This window comes from Yersinia rohdei ATCC 43380 (assembly GCF_000173775.1).
GTDB classification, from domain to species: domain Bacteria; phylum Pseudomonadota; class Gammaproteobacteria; order Enterobacterales; family Enterobacteriaceae; genus Yersinia; species Yersinia rohdei.
Genome location: NZ_ACCD01000001.1, coordinates 281864 through 297546 on the forward strand (window position 1 = coordinate 281864; position 15683 = coordinate 297546).

Sequence of the window (15683 nt, forward strand, 5' to 3'; positions counted from 1 at the left end):
CTGTAATTACTACGTGGTTTATTGCAGAGAATTTAAACAAGATATTCATCTTTGAACAACCCTATACTGTAAAAAAACCGGGTATCACTATTTCTACCCGGCTATTTTTCCATCATATAACGTTCTAATTAGATTGTATTTGAATCCTTCACTTCCGGCAGGTTCTTTTTATCTCTACGACGAGTGAGCATAAAACCGCACCACAATAGTGCAATCCAGGCTGGCATCATCAGCACAGAGATCTGAATACCGTCCGTAAGATACATGATGACCAAAATCAGCATCAAAAATACCAGACACAGATAATTACCGTAGGGATACCATAACGCTTTAAAACGCGGTTCTACGCCTTCCTGCATTTTTGCTGCTCGGAATTTCAAATGAGCCAGGCAAATCATGACCCAATTGATGACCAAGGTTGAAACAACCAGCGCCATCAGTAATTCAAAAGCTTTCCCCGGCATGACATAGTTAATAACTACACCGGCAGAGGTCGCCAGCGCCGACAGTGCGATGGACAAAATAGGCACACCGCGCTTATTAACTTTGGTCAGCACTTTAGGCGCATTACCCTGAGATGCCAAACCAAACAACATGCGGCTATTACAGTAAACACCACTGTTATAGACCGATAACGCAGCAGTCAGAACTACCACATTTAGGATTGTCGCGACCAGATTACTGTCTAACGCATGGAAAATCATGACAAAAGGACTGCCGCCTTCAACCACTTTGCCCCACGGATAAAGGGAAAGCAGTATCGCCAATGAGCCAATGTAGAAAATGAGAATACGGTAAACAACCTGATTCGTTGCTTTAGGAATACTATGCTGCGGATCTTCGGCTTCTGCGGCGGTAATACCCACCATTTCCAGACCGCCGAAAGAAAACATAATAACCGCCATCGCCATAACTAATCCGCTAAGACCGTGAGGCATAAAGCCCCCCTGCGCCCAAAGATTGGTGACAGAAGCATTTGGCCCACCAGACCCCGATGCTAGCAAATAAGCCCCGAATACAATCATACCGATGATGGCAGCAACTTTGATAATGGCAAACCAGAATTCGGTTTCACCATATATGCGCACATTGACTAAATTGATGGCATTGATCACAACAAAGAATATTGCGGCAGAAACCCATGTGGGTATTTCCGGCCACCAATATTGAATATAGATGCCGACGGCGGTCAATTCGGCCATACCGACCAAAATAAACATGGCCCAGTAATTCCAACCCGATAAGAACCCGGCAAAATCGCCCCAATATTTATAGGCAAAGTGACTGAATGAACCAGCAACAGGCTCCTCCACGACCATTTCGCCCAGTTGGCGCATAATAAGAAAGGCAATAAAACCGCCAATGGCATAGCCCAAAATTACCGAGGGGCCGGCCATCTTAATGGTTTGTGCTATTCCCAAAAATAATCCCGTACCAATCGCGCCGCCTAGCGCAATAAGTTGAATATGACGATTTTTTAAACCGCGTTTTAGTGTTGAGTCCTGCAACTGCTGCTCCATCCTGTCCTCTGCCGCACCTATTACAAACAGTGCTGTCATAAATGAATCTTCGGCGGTTTTTTAACACTTATACCTGCTGGCATCAAGGATAAAGGTGGTTAGCTGACAATTGGGCAGGAATCAATCAGCCTGAGCTATATAAGCTCAGTTTTTCATTGATTCGTTCTTTCAATACTATTCAGGGATGTAATGTAGATATACCACATAACTTGCTTAAATTTCGTGCGCCAATCATTAACGTGGCAACATATGACTGGCGACGAGTGACGACCTCAACCGCAACACGATTATTTTTATAACGGATAAGATAAGTTGTAGGCCAGCCCTGACGTCGCTCCCCATAGGATTTTTGATGGTGGTCAATTGCAGCATGAGCAATAACCAGATGTGATAATTTTGAATCCCCTTTAATAATACGTTTCATCATCAGCTCCACGAAAGCAGTTAAATAACGTTTTACTCTTGGTTATCCCTACCCCTTAATTCCGGCAGGATAGAGGCATTGGTTGAAAACTATCGACACCGCCGATTAAACGTTCTGGCTCAGCAGATAACAGATCATGGCCGCACGTAGTGGGCTTTGACTATAGGCTTGCCATTCCCCTTGTGGATTAGTAATTTTAGCATTCCACTGATTATTATCATTAATCTCAGGAGAATAGAAGCCGATTTTATTGGCACAGATGATAGGCCATGCATCAGAAGGGTTTTTACAGTAATCCTTACCTTTAATTCCGCCATAAGGGTACCATTTAGCGGGATCTTCCCCAGTAAGTAAGGCAATACTTCGATTCACTTCGCTGTCACTTTCTTCATACCATTTAATCATCTGAATCACCGTTTTTCTGAAAAGTTCTGACCACATTACGGCGAAATTAAGACAGATTTATGACATAAAAAGAGGTTATTTCAACCTGAGAACATATCAGTCGGATATTGCTTGAGGGCGAAGAAGAGAGAGAGGAAGAAAGAAAAGAAGGAATAAAGAAAAAGTATATCGCCTGACTGATAGCACCCAGAGCGCATCACTCTGACACTGCCCTTAAGCAGCGCCAGAATAGAGATGAGTTTATCTCTCTGGAATGACACCTTTAAAATCGAGTGGGGAAAGGATATCGCTGTCACTTTGCCCATCACTGACACCAGTGGCATTTTCTAGCAATGACTTGAGCAATTCAGTTTGCTGTCTCTGTTGTTCGACAATATCTTGTAACAAGCGGATCTGTTCATTTGCTCGCACACTGGCACGGCTCAAAAAGAACCAAACTATCAAGAAAAAAATGACGGTAAATAGCGACAAAGCAATTGGAATGGCACCAAGTGCGCCCATATTTGTATCTAACATTGACTACCCTATGACAAATTACCTGTGTGGTGAAGATGCTATCTTATCACTCCCCCCACTACAAAGGTAAATCCATGCTGACTATTAACAATAAATAACAATCACCAATAGTAACTGTTTCATTTGTTATTATAGATAAAGTCAGTAGCCTAGCCTTACCACGGAATAATCGAAGTAATTGCACAAATACCGGTAGAGAAAGATCCCCCCTGATCACAGTAACTATCAAGGGCTAATAGATAAAACAAGCAACAAACGGCGATGATACCTACCGCTGCAACAAGTTTCTTTATGTTCAAATCAGGCACCTTATTTAACATTTTTTTAATTATACTGTAGTAAACATCAACCATTTATAGCCAAGATGTTATTACTTATGTTGAGTACTGTCTTAGAAAAACACGTTAATTTCGTTTTTACTCAATAAATCAAAAACATTTAAGATTTTTACTATTAAGCCGCTTATCATTACAAGTTAAAGTGTTAAATATATTGAGTTAAAAATAAGTAAAACTAATTACAGGGAGTAACTACATGAGTTTATTCAGATGGTTCTTGGTCGCTGCAATCCTATATCTCGGTCTGCTCTTTTCTGGTTATGGTGTACTCATTGGCAGTGAGAAAAATGCCGCGGGTATAGGGTTACAATGTAAATATCTGACAGCCCGAACAGTTGTAACAGCTCAATTTATAAACGGCGAGAATGGCATAATTGGCGTTAGCAATTGTCCTTTAGTGAAAAAAATAGGGAATAACATATTTGAATGATAGGTTCGCGGGCTTGCTATTAACCCGCAACCCATTCTACTTATTGCGCTATGTTGCTCTAATGCAGGTTGGGTCGATTAACCCTGAGTAAACTTCATATCAATCAATGCAATAGCTTTTTCTACCGCCCGTTTAGTCACGGGATCTGCTCCCGCAGGATGTGCAGAAAAATCAATCGCTTTGAGTTGATGTGACATTTTATCCCGCACTTCAGCTGGCGCAATAATATCAATCACATCAAGAATCTGTTTGATAACCAATTGGCAGGCAACCAGATCAGAGACCAGTTCTTGGTCATTAGTGAACATTTCGGACATAAATAATTCCTTCACAACAATATTGTGTAAGGATATCACGCTCACTAAAATATATCTTTAGCCTACAGTGTCATGCTGTCGCATTTATCACTAAGCAGTTATGCAATTATCTTTGGTTAATTAACAACCTACAAAGAATAAATCATTTTTTAAGTCACCAAAGTACATGGGGGAAAAGCGCTGAGTCACTGTGCTAACGGCACAATTTAGGCATAAAAAAACCAGGTATGATGGCTATCAATCACCTGGTTCGAGGGATACATCATAACGTCTATATCGGTCACAATATTCCTAACCTCACAGTTCATCACCTCCTGTGCCTTTACCTTTATGTAAAACCATTACTGGCATCTTTAGAAAAACGGTTACACCTACAACCGCTATCAGAGTCATAATCACTGTTATCAACATGCGATCACCTCATCATTTTTAATTTCTATTTTCCCAAAATCGGCCTTTTATCCTCGGGATGCCTCCCTTTCAGATGACACTACCCTTTTACTATGGCACCAGAAAATTCTTTTGCAAATACTCGCTGAAAAGTCTTTATGCTGCATTTCATGCGATCGTCATTAATTTGGTGTTTTGTGTTGTTAGATTCAACTTGTGTATACTGCACTACTCCCAACCAGAAAAAACAGACTAAATAATGTCACAAGAAAATCATCTCGCGTTAGTCTGCGCCCTCAGCAAATGGGTTGAAACCCATCTGGGGCGAGTCATTTATCTCGAAGAATTAGCTGCATACTCAGGCTATTCGCTTTGGCATATGCAGAAAATATTTAAAGAAGTAACGGGCATATCGCTAGGTAAATACATTCGAGAAAGGCGCTTAGCAGGGGCTGTTTATCAACTAAGAACGAGTGATAGCACTATTTTTGATATTGCTTTGGACTTTGGTTTTGGCTCACAGTCCCACTTTACTTATATGTTCAGAAAACGTTACGGCATAACACCGTATGACTTCAGGCAAAATACCGACATTGACCTTAATATTGCCTTGCCTTTGCACGCCATTAACCAAAAGTTGGCGTAATATCCGACCAAGGTATTATTCGTCTGAATGTAGGTCTGCACCCTCAGGCGAATAAAGTTTTCAGATTTTTTTGTAGCAGTTTTGCACGTCGATGACTTGTACTTCGTTGCGCTGACGGTCTGCCATATATGTCATCACAAACATGGTACTCACCACAATAAGTGCAGCCAATAACAACCCAATCAGGGCAATGACTTTGTTGTCATCAAACAAACCCTTATCCATACATTCTCCCTAATTTCTATGGCGCTCAGATTAACCATAGGATCACAATCAACGTTATTGCAATCAGCAAACATGATGTTGTCAGTAAAACTACGATCGCAAATTGTGCATCGCCAATTCCCGTAGAATAATCTCTCTTTGGGGTGATATTTTGTTGTTTTTTCAAAGTAATACCTACTGGTAAAAACATACCAGCCGTGGCTTTGCATAAGAAAATTGCGTTTTTATTGGACTCATTTTTATTACAAATCAAACCAATCCCCGCCTAACAGCAGGTGATTTCAACGCAATCCTGTCGTAGTCTGTGTTATAGATCAAGCCCAACCATTGTAAAAATAGGGAGATTATCTAAACGCATTAATATCTGTAATGTATTACAGACAATTTTCGGCTACTTTTGGCTATCTGATTCTCTTCACTTAATAGCACAATCTTATCACACCGTAATTATGCCTGTCGCAAGACAGTAGAGTGCAATCACCGCAGCAATGAGCGCCACGGCAAAAAGGCATTTCTCTGTGAAGGTAAATATAGGTTTCGTCTGCTGGCGTTTGGCAATAATAAACAATAACGTTCCTGGGCCGTATATCACGGCTGACAATAATATATATTTTAAGCCCCCTGCATAAACCATCAATAGGGCATATAGCGTGGCTATCAGGGCAAATATTAAATCTTTCTTACGTTCTGTTGAATCTACAGGGTAAGTTTCTCTGGTCCATGTCAGTTTTAGCCCATAGGCTGCCACCAGAAGATAGGGGATCAAAACCAGTGAACTGGTTAACTCCAATGCAAGTTGGAAAGCATATTCGGTGAAAAGCGTAACAATTAAGAATAATTGTATAAAAATATTCGACATCCAAACAGCCGCTGAAGGTACGCCGTGTTTATTCTCCGTCGTAAACAGCCGCGGCATAATATCGCTTTTGGCTGCGCTATAGAGTGCCTCTGCCGCCAATAAAGTCCATGACAAATAGGCTCCCATGACAGAAATAATCAGCCCAATACTGATAAATATGGCACCCCAGCGCCCCACAATATGCTCTAAAACGCCCGCCATCGACGGCTGACGTAAAGCTGCGAGATCGGGGCGAAGCATCACACCATAAGAAAGCATAGTGACCAATACCAGCAGACATAACACACCAATAAAACCTAAAACTGTCGCGATACCCACATGCTTTCTTTCTTTGGCGTAGCGGGAATAAACACTCGCCCCTTCTATTCCAACAAAAACAAATACGGTAACCAGCATAGTGCTGCGAACTTGAGAAAATAAGCTTTCAGAACCCGCAGCTATTTCCAGGGCAGCATGGCCGGTATAACCATAATCATCTAAATGGGATAGGTCACCAACCGCCCCTAAAGTTTGCGTACCCCAAAAGTTTAATGCAAAGGTATCGGTGTGAAATGCAAATGCCAACACAATGATAAATATAAATATCGGAATAACTTTAGCAAAAGTGGCAATGGTATTAATCGCGGCGGCTTCTTTAATGCCACGCAATACCATGAAATGGAAGCTCCATAAGATTAATGAGGCAATCAAGACGGCGGATAATGTATTTCCATCACCAAATATCGGGAAAAAAGCACCCAATGTTGATTTGATCAAAATAAAATAAGAGACACTGCCGATACAAGCGCCGGCCCAAAAACCAATGGCAGCAGCAAACCCGGCATAATCGCCAAACCCGGTTTTAGCATAAATATAAACGCCAGAATCAAGATCAGGTTTACGTTGGGCTAATGTTTGAAAAACAAAAGCCAGAGTTAACATCCCTCCCCCGGCAATAACCCATGCAATGAGAGCGCCAAAGCCCCCCGTGGCACGACCAAAGGTCGCCGGTAGAGAGAAAATACCGGCACCTATCATGGAACCAACGACCAGTGAAGTTAATGACCATAATGACAGTTTCTTATTTGAGGAGGTCGTCATATCCATTTCCTTTTACATGAGTTAATTCCATATAAATTAGATTAACCTAGTATTTGAAAATGCTCAAAATTTAAACCAAATAAACTCATAGGTAACACATTTAGCTATTCAGATTTTTAGTTAAATAGTAGCGGTGATACTCACCCACCACATTTTCTAGCGTCATTTTTAATTGATAACCATGTTTCTCATAGAAAGGTCGAGCTTGAAAACTGAAGGTATCCACTTGAGCAAATTGACATCCTCGTTGGCGCGCTTCGTGTTCAACCGCATGCATCAATTTACTGCCTGCCCCGGAATGACGTAATGCATCTGATACCCATAATAATTCGATACTTAGGCAATTACCTAGTGTATAGCCAGTAATTCCCCCCAACTTTTCACCTTGCTCACCAGTGATAAAAACAGCTAATGGTTTGCGGCTATTATCGCCAACAAAATTACGATTAAAGGCCTTTAAACCCGCCATGATTTCTGCAATGTCTTCAGGGGTCGGGGCATCAGTCTGTGTCTGTGTCAGTTTCATTAGCATCACTCCTTGTTAAAATTTTATTAACAATACTCGATATTCGCTTTGATTCAATACCGCGCCACAGATAGGAATTCTATTATTTACTAATCACTAATGAAATAAATGCTATTAAGAACCATTTACATTTATAATACCGAAAACTGCTTTTGCTCTCGATTTTTCTTCTGTAATTGTAAGGATGCCTTAATGCTCCGCCGTTTCTTTTCTTATTACACGCCGTATAAAAGACTTTTCTATCTGGATTTTGGCTGTGCGATTTTGGCCGGATTGTTGGAACTGAGCTTCCCGATGGCCGTAAAATTGTTCATTGATAAGCTGCTCCCTAATCAGGATTGGGTGTTAATTGTTTGGGCAGCAACTGGGTTATTGATGATTTATCTGCTCAATACTGCGCTGATGGCAATAGTAAACTATTGGGGCCACGCACTTGGGGTCGGTATCGAAACTGATATGCGCCGTCAGGCATTTAGCCATTTGCAAAAATTGCCCTTTAGTTATTACGACAATGTGAAGACCGGCCATATTATTACTCATGTGACGAAAGATCTTGAGGAGGTAGGGGAAATTGCCCATCACGGCCCGGAAGATCTTTTTATTGCTGTCATGACCTTTATTGGCGCATTTATCCTGATGGCCTCCGTGCATTTGCCACTGGCCATGCTCACTATCATCATAGTGCCATTTATGACGTATTTGGTTAGCCGCTATGGCGCACAAATGACGGAAACTTGGCGCAAGCTATTTGGTCAGGTGGGTAATTTTAATGCCCGCATTGAAGAAAGTATTGGCGGTATTCGTGTGGTGAAAGCTTTCGCTAATGAAGCCCATGAAAAGAAATTATTCGCCAAAGATAACGAAGATTATCGCACCACTAAACTGCGGGCTTACCGCATCATGACCACCAGTATGACCATGAGCTACCTGAGTACCCGTCTGGTGCAGTTGATTGTGATGGTGGTGGGCACCTGGTATGTGGTGCATGACCAATTAAGCTATGGCGGTTTTGTCGGATTCTTGCTGTTAGTTGAAGTTTTTTTCCGCCCAGTTGCCAAAATCACCTCCGTGCTGGAAAGTTATCCGAAAGGAATTGCCGGATTTAAAAGATTCACTCAACTGATTGATACACTCCCCGAGATTATCGACCAACCGAATGCAATCCCGGTCGGCCATTTACGCGGTGATATTTGCTACCAAAATGTCAGTTTCGGTTATTCAGCGCAGAATAAAATTTTCACGGATTTGAACTTACAAATTCGTGCGGGTGAAACCGTGGCCTTCGTTGGGCCATCTGGCGCGGGTAAAACCACCTTGTGCTCATTGCTGCCCCGTTTCTATGAGCTCAACGATGGCATCATCACCATTGATGGTATTAATATCCGTGATATGACCCAGCAATCATTGCGTAATAATATCGGTATTGTTCAACAGGATGTTTTCTTATTCGGCGGATCAATTCGCGAGAATATTGCTTATGGCAAGCTGGATGCCAGTGATGATGAAATCATGGCTGCTGCACAGCTTGCTCGGTTGGATGAGCTGATTAATAACTTGCCGGATGGCCTTGATACTGTGGTTGGTGAGCGCGGAGTGAAATTATCTGGCGGCCAGAAACAGCGCCTATCAATTGCGCGTATCTTCCTGAAAAACCCTCCTATTTTGATTCTTGACGAAGCGACATCCGCACTGGATACTGCCACGGAACAAGCCATTCAATTGGCATTGACTGAATTATCTCAGGGCCGCACCACATTAGTGATTGCTCACCGCCTGGCCACCATCCAAAATGCCGATCGCATCATTGTGGTCGATAAAGAAGGGATTGTTGAGCAAGGTGGTCATCACGAATTACTCGCCCGTAAAGGGGCCTATGCAAAATTGCATAATGCTCAGTTCAGTGCGGCCTAATATGCAGTAAAAACCCACCCGCAGATGGACTCGGATGATAAACTGGAGGAAAATTCAGCCAAAGCCATTCCATCGCGGGCTTAAATAGGGTACAAGGACGCCATGAAAATTCCAAAACGAATCCAACCGCTGGTTGATGACGGCTTGGTTGACGAAGTCATCCGTCGTTTAAAAAGTGGCAAAGAAGCTGATGTCTACGTGGTCCGGTGTGGGCAGGATATTCGCTGCGCTAAAGTTTATAAAGAAGCGGAGAACCGCAACTTCAAGCAAGCAGTGCAATATCAGGAAGGCCGCAAGGTACGTAATAGCCGTGATGCCCGCGCCATGGCGAAAGGGTCTAAATTTGGCCGCAAGCAACAAGAAGAAACCTGGCAGACCGCCGAGGTGGACGCCTTGTACCTGTTAGCCAATGCCAATGTGCGTGTGCCCCAACCTTATGCATGTCTTGATGGCGTGCTGCTTATGGAACTGGTCACTGATGCTGATGGGCTTGCTGCGCCTCGGCTTAGCGACGTCCCCTTTAGCAGAGAACAAGCCCTGATTGACCACGCCATCATGATCCGTTATGTGGTTCGGATGCTGTGCGCTGGCTTGGTTCATGGCGACTTGTCAGAGTTTAATGTCTTAATTGATAAAGACGGCCCGGTGATTATCGACTTACCGCAAGCGGTCAATGCCGCCGCTAACAATCACGCGAAAGCCATGCTGGAGCGCGATGTCGCGAACATGACAAACTACTATGGTCAATACGCTCCTGAACTGCTTAATCGTAAATATGCCAAAGAGATGTGGGCGCTATATGAAGATGGCAAGCTGCATCCTGAAACGCCATTAACTGGCGAGTTTGCCGAGAGTACACAAGCCGTTGATGTTGAAGGTATATTAGAGGAGATCCAAGCGGTCATCGAAGAAGAGCAAGAGCGTCTGCGTGAAGCCCAGGACCCTTATTAGCGGCTATAACTGACTGTAATCATACGAATAAAAGAATAAGTGAAATAGCACCTAAGGTTATTTCACTTACTTCACCCTGCCCCATTCTTCTCTCATGATATTGAACCGGCAATCCGCTCCCTTGTTATCTGATTAATGGGGGCTTCTGCCCGCTGAAGTTTGACCTTCAGAAGGCAGTTTTATGGTGTTTTTAATCTGTCATCAACTGGTGACGGCTACAGATCCAAAGAGCGTTTCCACAGCAAGAAATCATATTGCTCTAACCTATCTGACTTCACCACATAATCACGGCTCGCTGTCTCTATAACCCGCTCAAGCAACCCCTCACTGATATCCTGTAGAGGCACCCCTTCAATGACCGGCCCACAGTCGAAATCAATAATGTCTTGTAAGCGCTCGGCAATGTCAGTATTCGTCGAAATTTTAAGAACAGGGACAATAGGGTTACCTGTCGGCGTACCTAAACCCGTCGAAAAAATAACCACATTACAGCCCGCGGCCACTAATCCAGTTACAGCAATAACATCATTGCCGGGGGTACAAACCAGGGACAACCCCCTGTCAGGCATAGGTTCCGCATAATCACAGACCGCCCCAATGGGCGCGCGTCCGCCCTTCTTCGCAGCACCCGTAGATTTTATTGCATCGGTTATCAGGCCATCTGCAATGTTACCGGGACTCGGATTATCGGCAATTGAGGTATCGAAAAAGTTGGCTGTTTTCTCATAATCCGCCATCAGATTCAAAAATTTCTTTTTATCGTCAGGATTACTGCAGCGCTTGATCATATCGCCTTCCGCGCCACAGAGTTCTGGGAATTCTGCCAAACCAGAGGCCCCGCCCAATGTCACTATCCAATCAGAAACCAAGCCCATAGCAGGGTTGCCAGAAATACCCGAAAAACCATCAGAAGCGCCGCATTTCACCCCAAGTTTGAGGTACGAGAGTGGAAGATTAACCCGCGGGGTCGGCTTAACCTGATTCATACACGAGAAGGTTTCTTGCAGCGCCGACTGCATCATTTGCCCTTCGTTTTCCCATTCTTGTTGTTTGAAGTACAACGCCGGCTTATTGAATTGCGGATTACGTTTTTTGAGTGCATTTCTGAAATCAATAACTTGGGCTTTCTCACAGCCGAGACTAAATACCGTGATGCCAATAACATTAGGATGATCAGCATAGGCCGCCAGCACCTCACACATACTCATGCTGTCTGAGGCCGCGCCCCCACAACCACTACTGACCGTAATACTGCGAACCCCCTCAATATGTGGGAGCAGTTTTTCACTCACCTTGGGTGCATCACCGCCGGCCAGCCCCATCGCAAAGCGAGTTAACGAGTGATCGGAGTATCCCAGAGCATCATTTAAGGCATCGGTCAGCTTGGTCACATTGCGATTTTCACAAAATACCAGTGGGAACACCAACCAATAATTGGCTGTCCCAACGCGACCATCATCACGCATATATCCCTTGAATGTGCGGTCAACATAAGGTGAAATATCAGGTGCTTGCCAATAATATGGCTCATCATTGAGTTGCACTGGCGCAGCATAATGTTTGATATTATCGACGGTAATAGCCTCACCCTGGCTAATAGGTTTTGTGGCTTTACCCACAGCGGTGCCATACATTGACACAATGCCATCAATGGCGATGTCTTCAACTGCAAACTTGTGTTTAGCCTTAACATCCGTGACCAACGTAAAATGGTCATTCCCCCAAGACACCCTCTCACCTCGCTGTAAATTCTTCAGGGCTACAATCAGGTTATCGCTTTCATCAATTTTTAGAATTTTTGACATACTCTGCTTCCTTAATCTTAATAAATGAAATTGCAGATACGTTATGGATGTTTGAGATGCTATTGCTCTACTGAATGATTATTTTTTAACATGCTAATTAAAATGGCGCTGATGAGTGTAATTAGCGCGAGAACCACTAAACCGGCGGTGGTGCTATTCATCAATTGGTCAACTTCAACACGTATCATTGGTGCTAAAAATGAACAAAATGCGCCCATTGTGGTGCAGAAGCCTATCCCTGCGGCTAATGCAGAACCTGACAATATTTGTGATGGAAAAGTCCAGAAAATAGGTTGAACCGACAGGAAACCAATGGCAGATAAACAGAGCGCCGCGATAGCAAATACAGGGCCGGCATAAGCAGAGATGACCAACCCAAGAGCGGCGGCTATCATGCACATTACCGAGATCCTTACCCGATATTGTGGGTTGCGATCCGCATAGCGAGGAATGTAATAGACGCCAAATGCAGAACATGCCCAGGGAATAGCGGCGACCAACGACTCTTTAAAACCCAGTGTTGACCCCATTAACGCGGCCACTTGAGAAGGCAGGAAAAACATCAAACCGTAGACTGAAATCTGGATGGTGCCGTAAATAAGAGCCAGATGCCAAACTTTGATACTTTTCAGCGCAGTTCCAACTGAACTGGTATCTGTTTGCTGGCGTTCACTTTCAAGTTGGGCATTGAGGGCGTCTTTTTCTTCTATTGTCAAAAAACGTGCTTTAGCCGGATTATCATCCAGGTAGAAAAAGGCAAAAATCCCTAAGAATATTGCTGGTAGCCCCTCGATGACGAACATCCAGAACCAACCAGGGCGGCCTAACCAGCCATTAAGTTCCAACAATGCACCAGAGATAGGTGAACCTAAAGTCAGCGCCAATGGGACCCCAAGGACAAAAATCCCAATGACAGAGCCACGTACCTTATTCGGGAAATAAATCGAAGCCAGTAGCAAGATGCCCGGATAAAAGCCAGCCTCACCTAAACCCAACAGAAAACGTAGAATGATAAATTGGGTTTCATTGGTGACAAAGCCGGTGAGTGAAGACAACACGCCCCATATCACAGTGGTGATACTTAACCACTTTTGAGCGCCAATTTTCGTTAAAATCAGGTTAGCGGGAATACCAAACAGCGCATAAGCGGCAAAGAAAATACCGGCACCAAAAGCAAAAGCTGAATCAGACAGTGAAATGTCCAGTTGCATGGCACTTTTGGCAAAACCTACGTTTACCCGGTCAATAAACGCAATAAAATAAAGCATAAACATTAAAGGCACGAGGCGTTTCCATGATTTTCTGATCGCGGAATCGAGTATTTTATTATTATAAGAGGTGATGTTCATTAAACTCTCCTTATTCTGTTTCAGATATATTCCATATGCAGGGGTTATAGTTTAATATTTGCTTCTTTGAGCAATGAGATTATTAAATTATTTTCTTTCTGATCCAGAGAGGTAAAAGGCGAGGATATCAAGTCTGACTCAATCACCCCACGAATTTGCAGAGTTCTTTTTAATGTAGAGATGAACGGGTCATGTATCTTATAAATAGCCATCAGTTTATCTACGGTCTGTTGATGCGCAGAAACACTTAATAAATCATTTTCTGCAAATGCATTTTGCCATGATTTGAAAAACTCAGGAACAATATTAGACAAACCACCAATACAGCCATTCCCACCGGAAATAATATTGTGCGCGAAGTTATTATCATATCCAGCATAGACTTCAAAATAAGGAAGCTCTTTTTTAACTGTATTTATTATTTCACAGGTGTGGGCAGTGTCGGGAATGGTGTCTTTAAAACCAATAATGTTTGGGTACTCCATTGCTAATTTAAAACATGTTTCAGGAGATATGTTATAGCCCGTTTTTTCGGGGAAATTATAAATAAAAATATTAGCTTTAGTGTTCTTAGCTATCTTGCTGTAAAAATCATAAATAGACTCTTCGGTTAACCTAAAGTAATAAGGGCTGATGATCATTACGCCATCTAAACCGCATTCATAAGCATAGTTTGCTAAGGCGATAGATTCATTTACATCCATCCGACTCGCCCCTGCGTACACTTTCATACTGCCTTTTTGGAAATCCGAAGCCAGTTTGATCAGTTGCCTGGACGTCTCAAGACTCAATGAGAAGAATTCCCCGGTGCTTCCCATCACTACAAATCCAGAGACATAACCTTTAATAAAATCATATAGCTGCGTGTTTTTATCTAAATCTAGCCGACCCTTTTTATCAAACACTGTCACAGTAGGAGTGAAGTAACTGCTTTGCATATTAACCTCTTTTTGTATATATGAACATGGTTTTTATTTACGAATAAGCTGAGTTAACCACGTGCTCAAAAAAGAGTCAAAGAGAGCAATGTTTTTTTCTAAATGATCGGAGCTACATCACAGTATTTATGACATAACTTTAGGGATTGCTGCTGCTTAATTTAATATCTTGCAGATTATTTAGTGCGTCTTCAATCCGCGTCTTTGCATCAAGAAGCACACCAATAACTTGTTTTATTTTATCTTCGCTGGCACGAAAATAAGGTATGGAAACACTAATTGCGGCAATATTTCTCCCTCGTTGTTTCAGAGAAACAGCATAACAAACCGTTTCTTCATTAATCTCGCGATCATCAACAGAGAAACCGCTACTCATTATTTGGTTGAATTGCTTGCGTAAAGTATCAATATCTTGGGCGCTATAAGGTGTTAAAGCTATAAATCCATCTGGATACATCTCTTTTATCTGCTCATCAGTAAATTCACATAGCATTGCTTTACCTAGCGCTGATAACGTAGCGGGTAATCGAGTACCAATATTTGAAACTAGCTGTACTGCCTGATCTGATTGGACTTTATCAATATATAACACCTCGCCACGATCAAGAATACCCATTTGGCAAACTTCATTGCACGTATTGACAATGTTTTGCATCTCTTTATTAATCACTTTCAACCAAAATGTTTTTTCAAAGAATGAGCGCGATAATGTAGAGCAAGAGATTCCAAGATGATAAAGGTTATTAGATTTATCAAAGTTAGCATAATTATACTCAACTAAGGTTTTGAGTATTGGATGAATAGTCCCTTTATTAATTCCTGTTTTTAATGATAGCTGAGTTAAGTTAATACCGTCATCCATAGATGAAATGGTTTCTATTATATTTAAAACTCGAGCTGTCGGCATATGTGTATTTTTCATTATAAAATCGCATTTCTCTGAATTAACGTGAATTAATACAGATTATGCTGCCGCGTCCCTCACAAAATGTCTAGGTGTTTTGTTTCTTTGACTTGGCTTTATCAACACTGACTTTATTGAGTAAATCGAAA

General features: G+C 42.5%; 17 protein-coding genes. 4 read left to right on the forward strand and 13 right to left on the reverse strand.

The window, feature by feature from the left end; translation table 11 throughout:
- Positions 1-128 precede the first annotated feature (128 nt).
- From YROHD0001_RS15840 to mgrB, 5 genes are all read right to left on the reverse strand, one after another.
- Complete coding sequence (locus YROHD0001_RS15840; protein WP_032815930.1) at positions 129-1520, reverse strand: amino acid permease; 1392 nt, start codon at positions 1518-1520, stop codon at positions 129-131.
- A 178-nt stretch (positions 1521-1698) separates the two neighbouring features.
- The gene (locus tag YROHD0001_RS15835) at positions 1699-1944 is read right to left on the reverse strand and encodes a DUF4060 family protein (protein ID WP_032815931.1); all 246 of its coding nucleotides are present in this window, start codon (positions 1942-1944) and stop codon (positions 1699-1701) included.
- Between the two features lie 105 nt (positions 1945-2049).
- Positions 2050-2349 (reverse strand): phage protein NinX family protein, encoded by a 300-nt coding sequence (locus YROHD0001_RS15830; RefSeq protein WP_032815932.1) that lies wholly within the window; start codon positions 2347-2349, stop codon positions 2050-2052.
- A gap of 240 nt (positions 2350-2589) precedes the next feature.
- Positions 2590-2865: a YebO family protein gene (locus YROHD0001_RS15825; RefSeq protein WP_032815933.1), complete on the reverse strand. Its 276-nt coding sequence runs from the start codon at positions 2863-2865 to the stop codon at positions 2590-2592.
- A 155-nt stretch (positions 2866-3020) separates the two neighbouring features.
- Positions 3021-3164: a PhoP/PhoQ regulatory lipoprotein MgrB gene (gene mgrB, locus YROHD0001_RS19540; RefSeq protein WP_071817863.1), complete on the reverse strand. Its 144-nt coding sequence runs from the start codon at positions 3162-3164 to the stop codon at positions 3021-3023.
- A 235-nt stretch (positions 3165-3399) separates the two neighbouring features.
- Between mgrB and YROHD0001_RS0117175 the strand changes: the two genes are divergently transcribed.
- Positions 3400-3633: a YobH family protein gene (locus YROHD0001_RS0117175; protein WP_032815934.1), complete on the forward strand. Its 234-nt coding sequence runs from the start codon at positions 3400-3402 to the stop codon at positions 3631-3633.
- A gap of 77 nt (positions 3634-3710) precedes the next feature.
- Here YROHD0001_RS0117175 and YROHD0001_RS15820 read toward each other — a convergent pair whose 3' ends face one another.
- Entirely contained in the window at positions 3711-3950 is a 240-nt protein-coding gene (locus YROHD0001_RS15820) for a DUF2766 family protein (RefSeq protein WP_032815935.1), read from the reverse strand.
- Positions 3951-4599: 649 nt separating this feature from the next.
- Between YROHD0001_RS15820 and YROHD0001_RS15815 the strand changes: the two genes are divergently transcribed.
- Positions 4600-4986: a helix-turn-helix domain-containing protein gene (locus tag YROHD0001_RS15815; protein ID WP_004713150.1), complete on the forward strand. Its 387-nt coding sequence runs from the start codon at positions 4600-4602 to the stop codon at positions 4984-4986.
- A gap of 60 nt (positions 4987-5046) precedes the next feature.
- Here the strand turns inward: YROHD0001_RS15815 and YROHD0001_RS15810 are convergent, their stop codons facing one another.
- The 3 genes from YROHD0001_RS15810 to YROHD0001_RS15800 form a co-directional block, all read right to left on the reverse strand.
- Entirely contained in the window at positions 5047-5211 is a 165-nt protein-coding gene (locus YROHD0001_RS15810; protein WP_004713151.1) for a hypothetical protein, read from the reverse strand.
- Between the two features lie 436 nt (positions 5212-5647).
- Positions 5648-7150: an amino acid permease gene (locus tag YROHD0001_RS15805; protein ID WP_032815939.1), complete on the reverse strand. Its 1503-nt coding sequence runs from the start codon at positions 7148-7150 to the stop codon at positions 5648-5650.
- Between the two features lie 100 nt (positions 7151-7250).
- The gene (locus tag YROHD0001_RS15800) at positions 7251-7676 is read right to left on the reverse strand and encodes a GNAT family N-acetyltransferase (protein WP_004713154.1); all 426 of its coding nucleotides are present in this window, start codon (positions 7674-7676) and stop codon (positions 7251-7253) included.
- Between the two features lie 192 nt (positions 7677-7868).
- Here YROHD0001_RS15800 and YROHD0001_RS15795 point away from each other — a divergent pair, with 192 nt between their 5' ends.
- Both YROHD0001_RS15795 and YROHD0001_RS15790 read left to right on the forward strand, forming a co-directional pair.
- Entirely contained in the window at positions 7869-9587 is a 1719-nt protein-coding gene (locus YROHD0001_RS15795; protein ID WP_004713155.1) for an ABC transporter ATP-binding protein, read from the forward strand.
- A gap of 102 nt (positions 9588-9689) precedes the next feature.
- A complete protein-coding gene (locus tag YROHD0001_RS15790; protein WP_004713156.1) occupies positions 9690-10538 on the forward strand; it encodes a PA4780 family RIO1-like protein kinase in 849 nt (282 codons plus the stop codon).
- A gap of 215 nt (positions 10539-10753) precedes the next feature.
- Here YROHD0001_RS15790 and YROHD0001_RS15785 read toward each other — a convergent pair whose 3' ends face one another.
- From YROHD0001_RS15785 to YROHD0001_RS15770, 4 genes are all read right to left on the reverse strand, one after another.
- Positions 10754-12343 (reverse strand): UxaA family hydrolase, encoded by a 1590-nt coding sequence (locus YROHD0001_RS15785; protein WP_004713157.1) that lies wholly within the window; start codon positions 12341-12343, stop codon positions 10754-10756.
- Between the two features lie 59 nt (positions 12344-12402).
- Positions 12403-13692, reverse strand: a complete 1290-nt coding sequence (locus YROHD0001_RS15780; RefSeq protein ID WP_032815940.1) for an MFS transporter — start codon at positions 13690-13692, stop codon at positions 12403-12405.
- A 44-nt stretch (positions 13693-13736) separates the two neighbouring features.
- A complete protein-coding gene (locus YROHD0001_RS15775) occupies positions 13737-14630 on the reverse strand; it encodes a dihydrodipicolinate synthase family protein (protein WP_004713161.1) in 894 nt (297 codons plus the stop codon).
- 139 nt (positions 14631-14769) lie between these two features.
- Positions 14770-15552 (reverse strand): IclR family transcriptional regulator, encoded by a 783-nt coding sequence (locus YROHD0001_RS15770; RefSeq protein WP_004713163.1) that lies wholly within the window; start codon positions 15550-15552, stop codon positions 14770-14772.
- Positions 15553-15683: the final 131 nt, after the last annotated feature.

Bases quoted from the DNA above. Each gene is read 5' to 3' on its own strand.
- YROHD0001_RS15840 (WP_032815930.1), bottom strand. From the start codon at position 1,520: ATGGAGCAGCAGTTGCAGGACTCAACACTAAAACGCGGTTTAAAAAAT.
- YROHD0001_RS15835 (WP_032815931.1), bottom strand. From the start codon at position 1,944: ATGAAACGTATTATTAAAGGGGATTCAAAATTATCACATCTGGTTATT.
- YROHD0001_RS15830 (WP_032815932.1), bottom strand. From the start codon at position 2,349: ATGATTAAATGGTATGAAGAAAGTGACAGCGAAGTGAATCGAAGTATT.
- YROHD0001_RS15825 (WP_032815933.1), bottom strand. From the start codon at position 2,865: ATGTTAGATACAAATATGGGCGCACTTGGTGCCATTCCAATTGCTTTG.
- YROHD0001_RS0117175 (WP_032815934.1), top strand. From the start codon at position 3,400: ATGAGTTTATTCAGATGGTTCTTGGTCGCTGCAATCCTATATCTCGGT.
- YROHD0001_RS15820 (WP_032815935.1), bottom strand. From the start codon at position 3,950: ATGTCCGAAATGTTCACTAATGACCAAGAACTGGTCTCTGATCTGGTT.
- YROHD0001_RS15815 (WP_004713150.1), top strand. From the start codon at position 4,600: ATGTCACAAGAAAATCATCTCGCGTTAGTCTGCGCCCTCAGCAAATGG.
- YROHD0001_RS15810 (WP_004713151.1), bottom strand. From the start codon at position 5,211: ATGGATAAGGGTTTGTTTGATGACAACAAAGTCATTGCCCTGATTGGG.
- YROHD0001_RS15805 (WP_032815939.1), bottom strand. From the start codon at position 7,150: ATGACGACCTCCTCAAATAAGAAACTGTCATTATGGTCATTAACTTCA.
- YROHD0001_RS15800 (WP_004713154.1), bottom strand. From the start codon at position 7,676: ATGAAACTGACACAGACACAGACTGATGCCCCGACCCCTGAAGACATT.
- YROHD0001_RS15795 (WP_004713155.1), top strand. From the start codon at position 7,869: ATGCTCCGCCGTTTCTTTTCTTATTACACGCCGTATAAAAGACTTTTC.
- YROHD0001_RS15790 (WP_004713156.1), top strand. From the start codon at position 9,690: ATGAAAATTCCAAAACGAATCCAACCGCTGGTTGATGACGGCTTGGTT.
- YROHD0001_RS15785 (WP_004713157.1), bottom strand. From the start codon at position 12,343: ATGTCAAAAATTCTAAAAATTGATGAAAGCGATAACCTGATTGTAGCC.
- YROHD0001_RS15780 (WP_032815940.1), bottom strand. From the start codon at position 13,692: ATGAACATCACCTCTTATAATAATAAAATACTCGATTCCGCGATCAGA.
- YROHD0001_RS15775 (WP_004713161.1), bottom strand. From the start codon at position 14,630: ATGCAAAGCAGTTACTTCACTCCTACTGTGACAGTGTTTGATAAAAAG.
- YROHD0001_RS15770 (WP_004713163.1), bottom strand. From the start codon at position 15,552: ATGAAAAATACACATATGCCGACAGCTCGAGTTTTAAATATAATAGAA.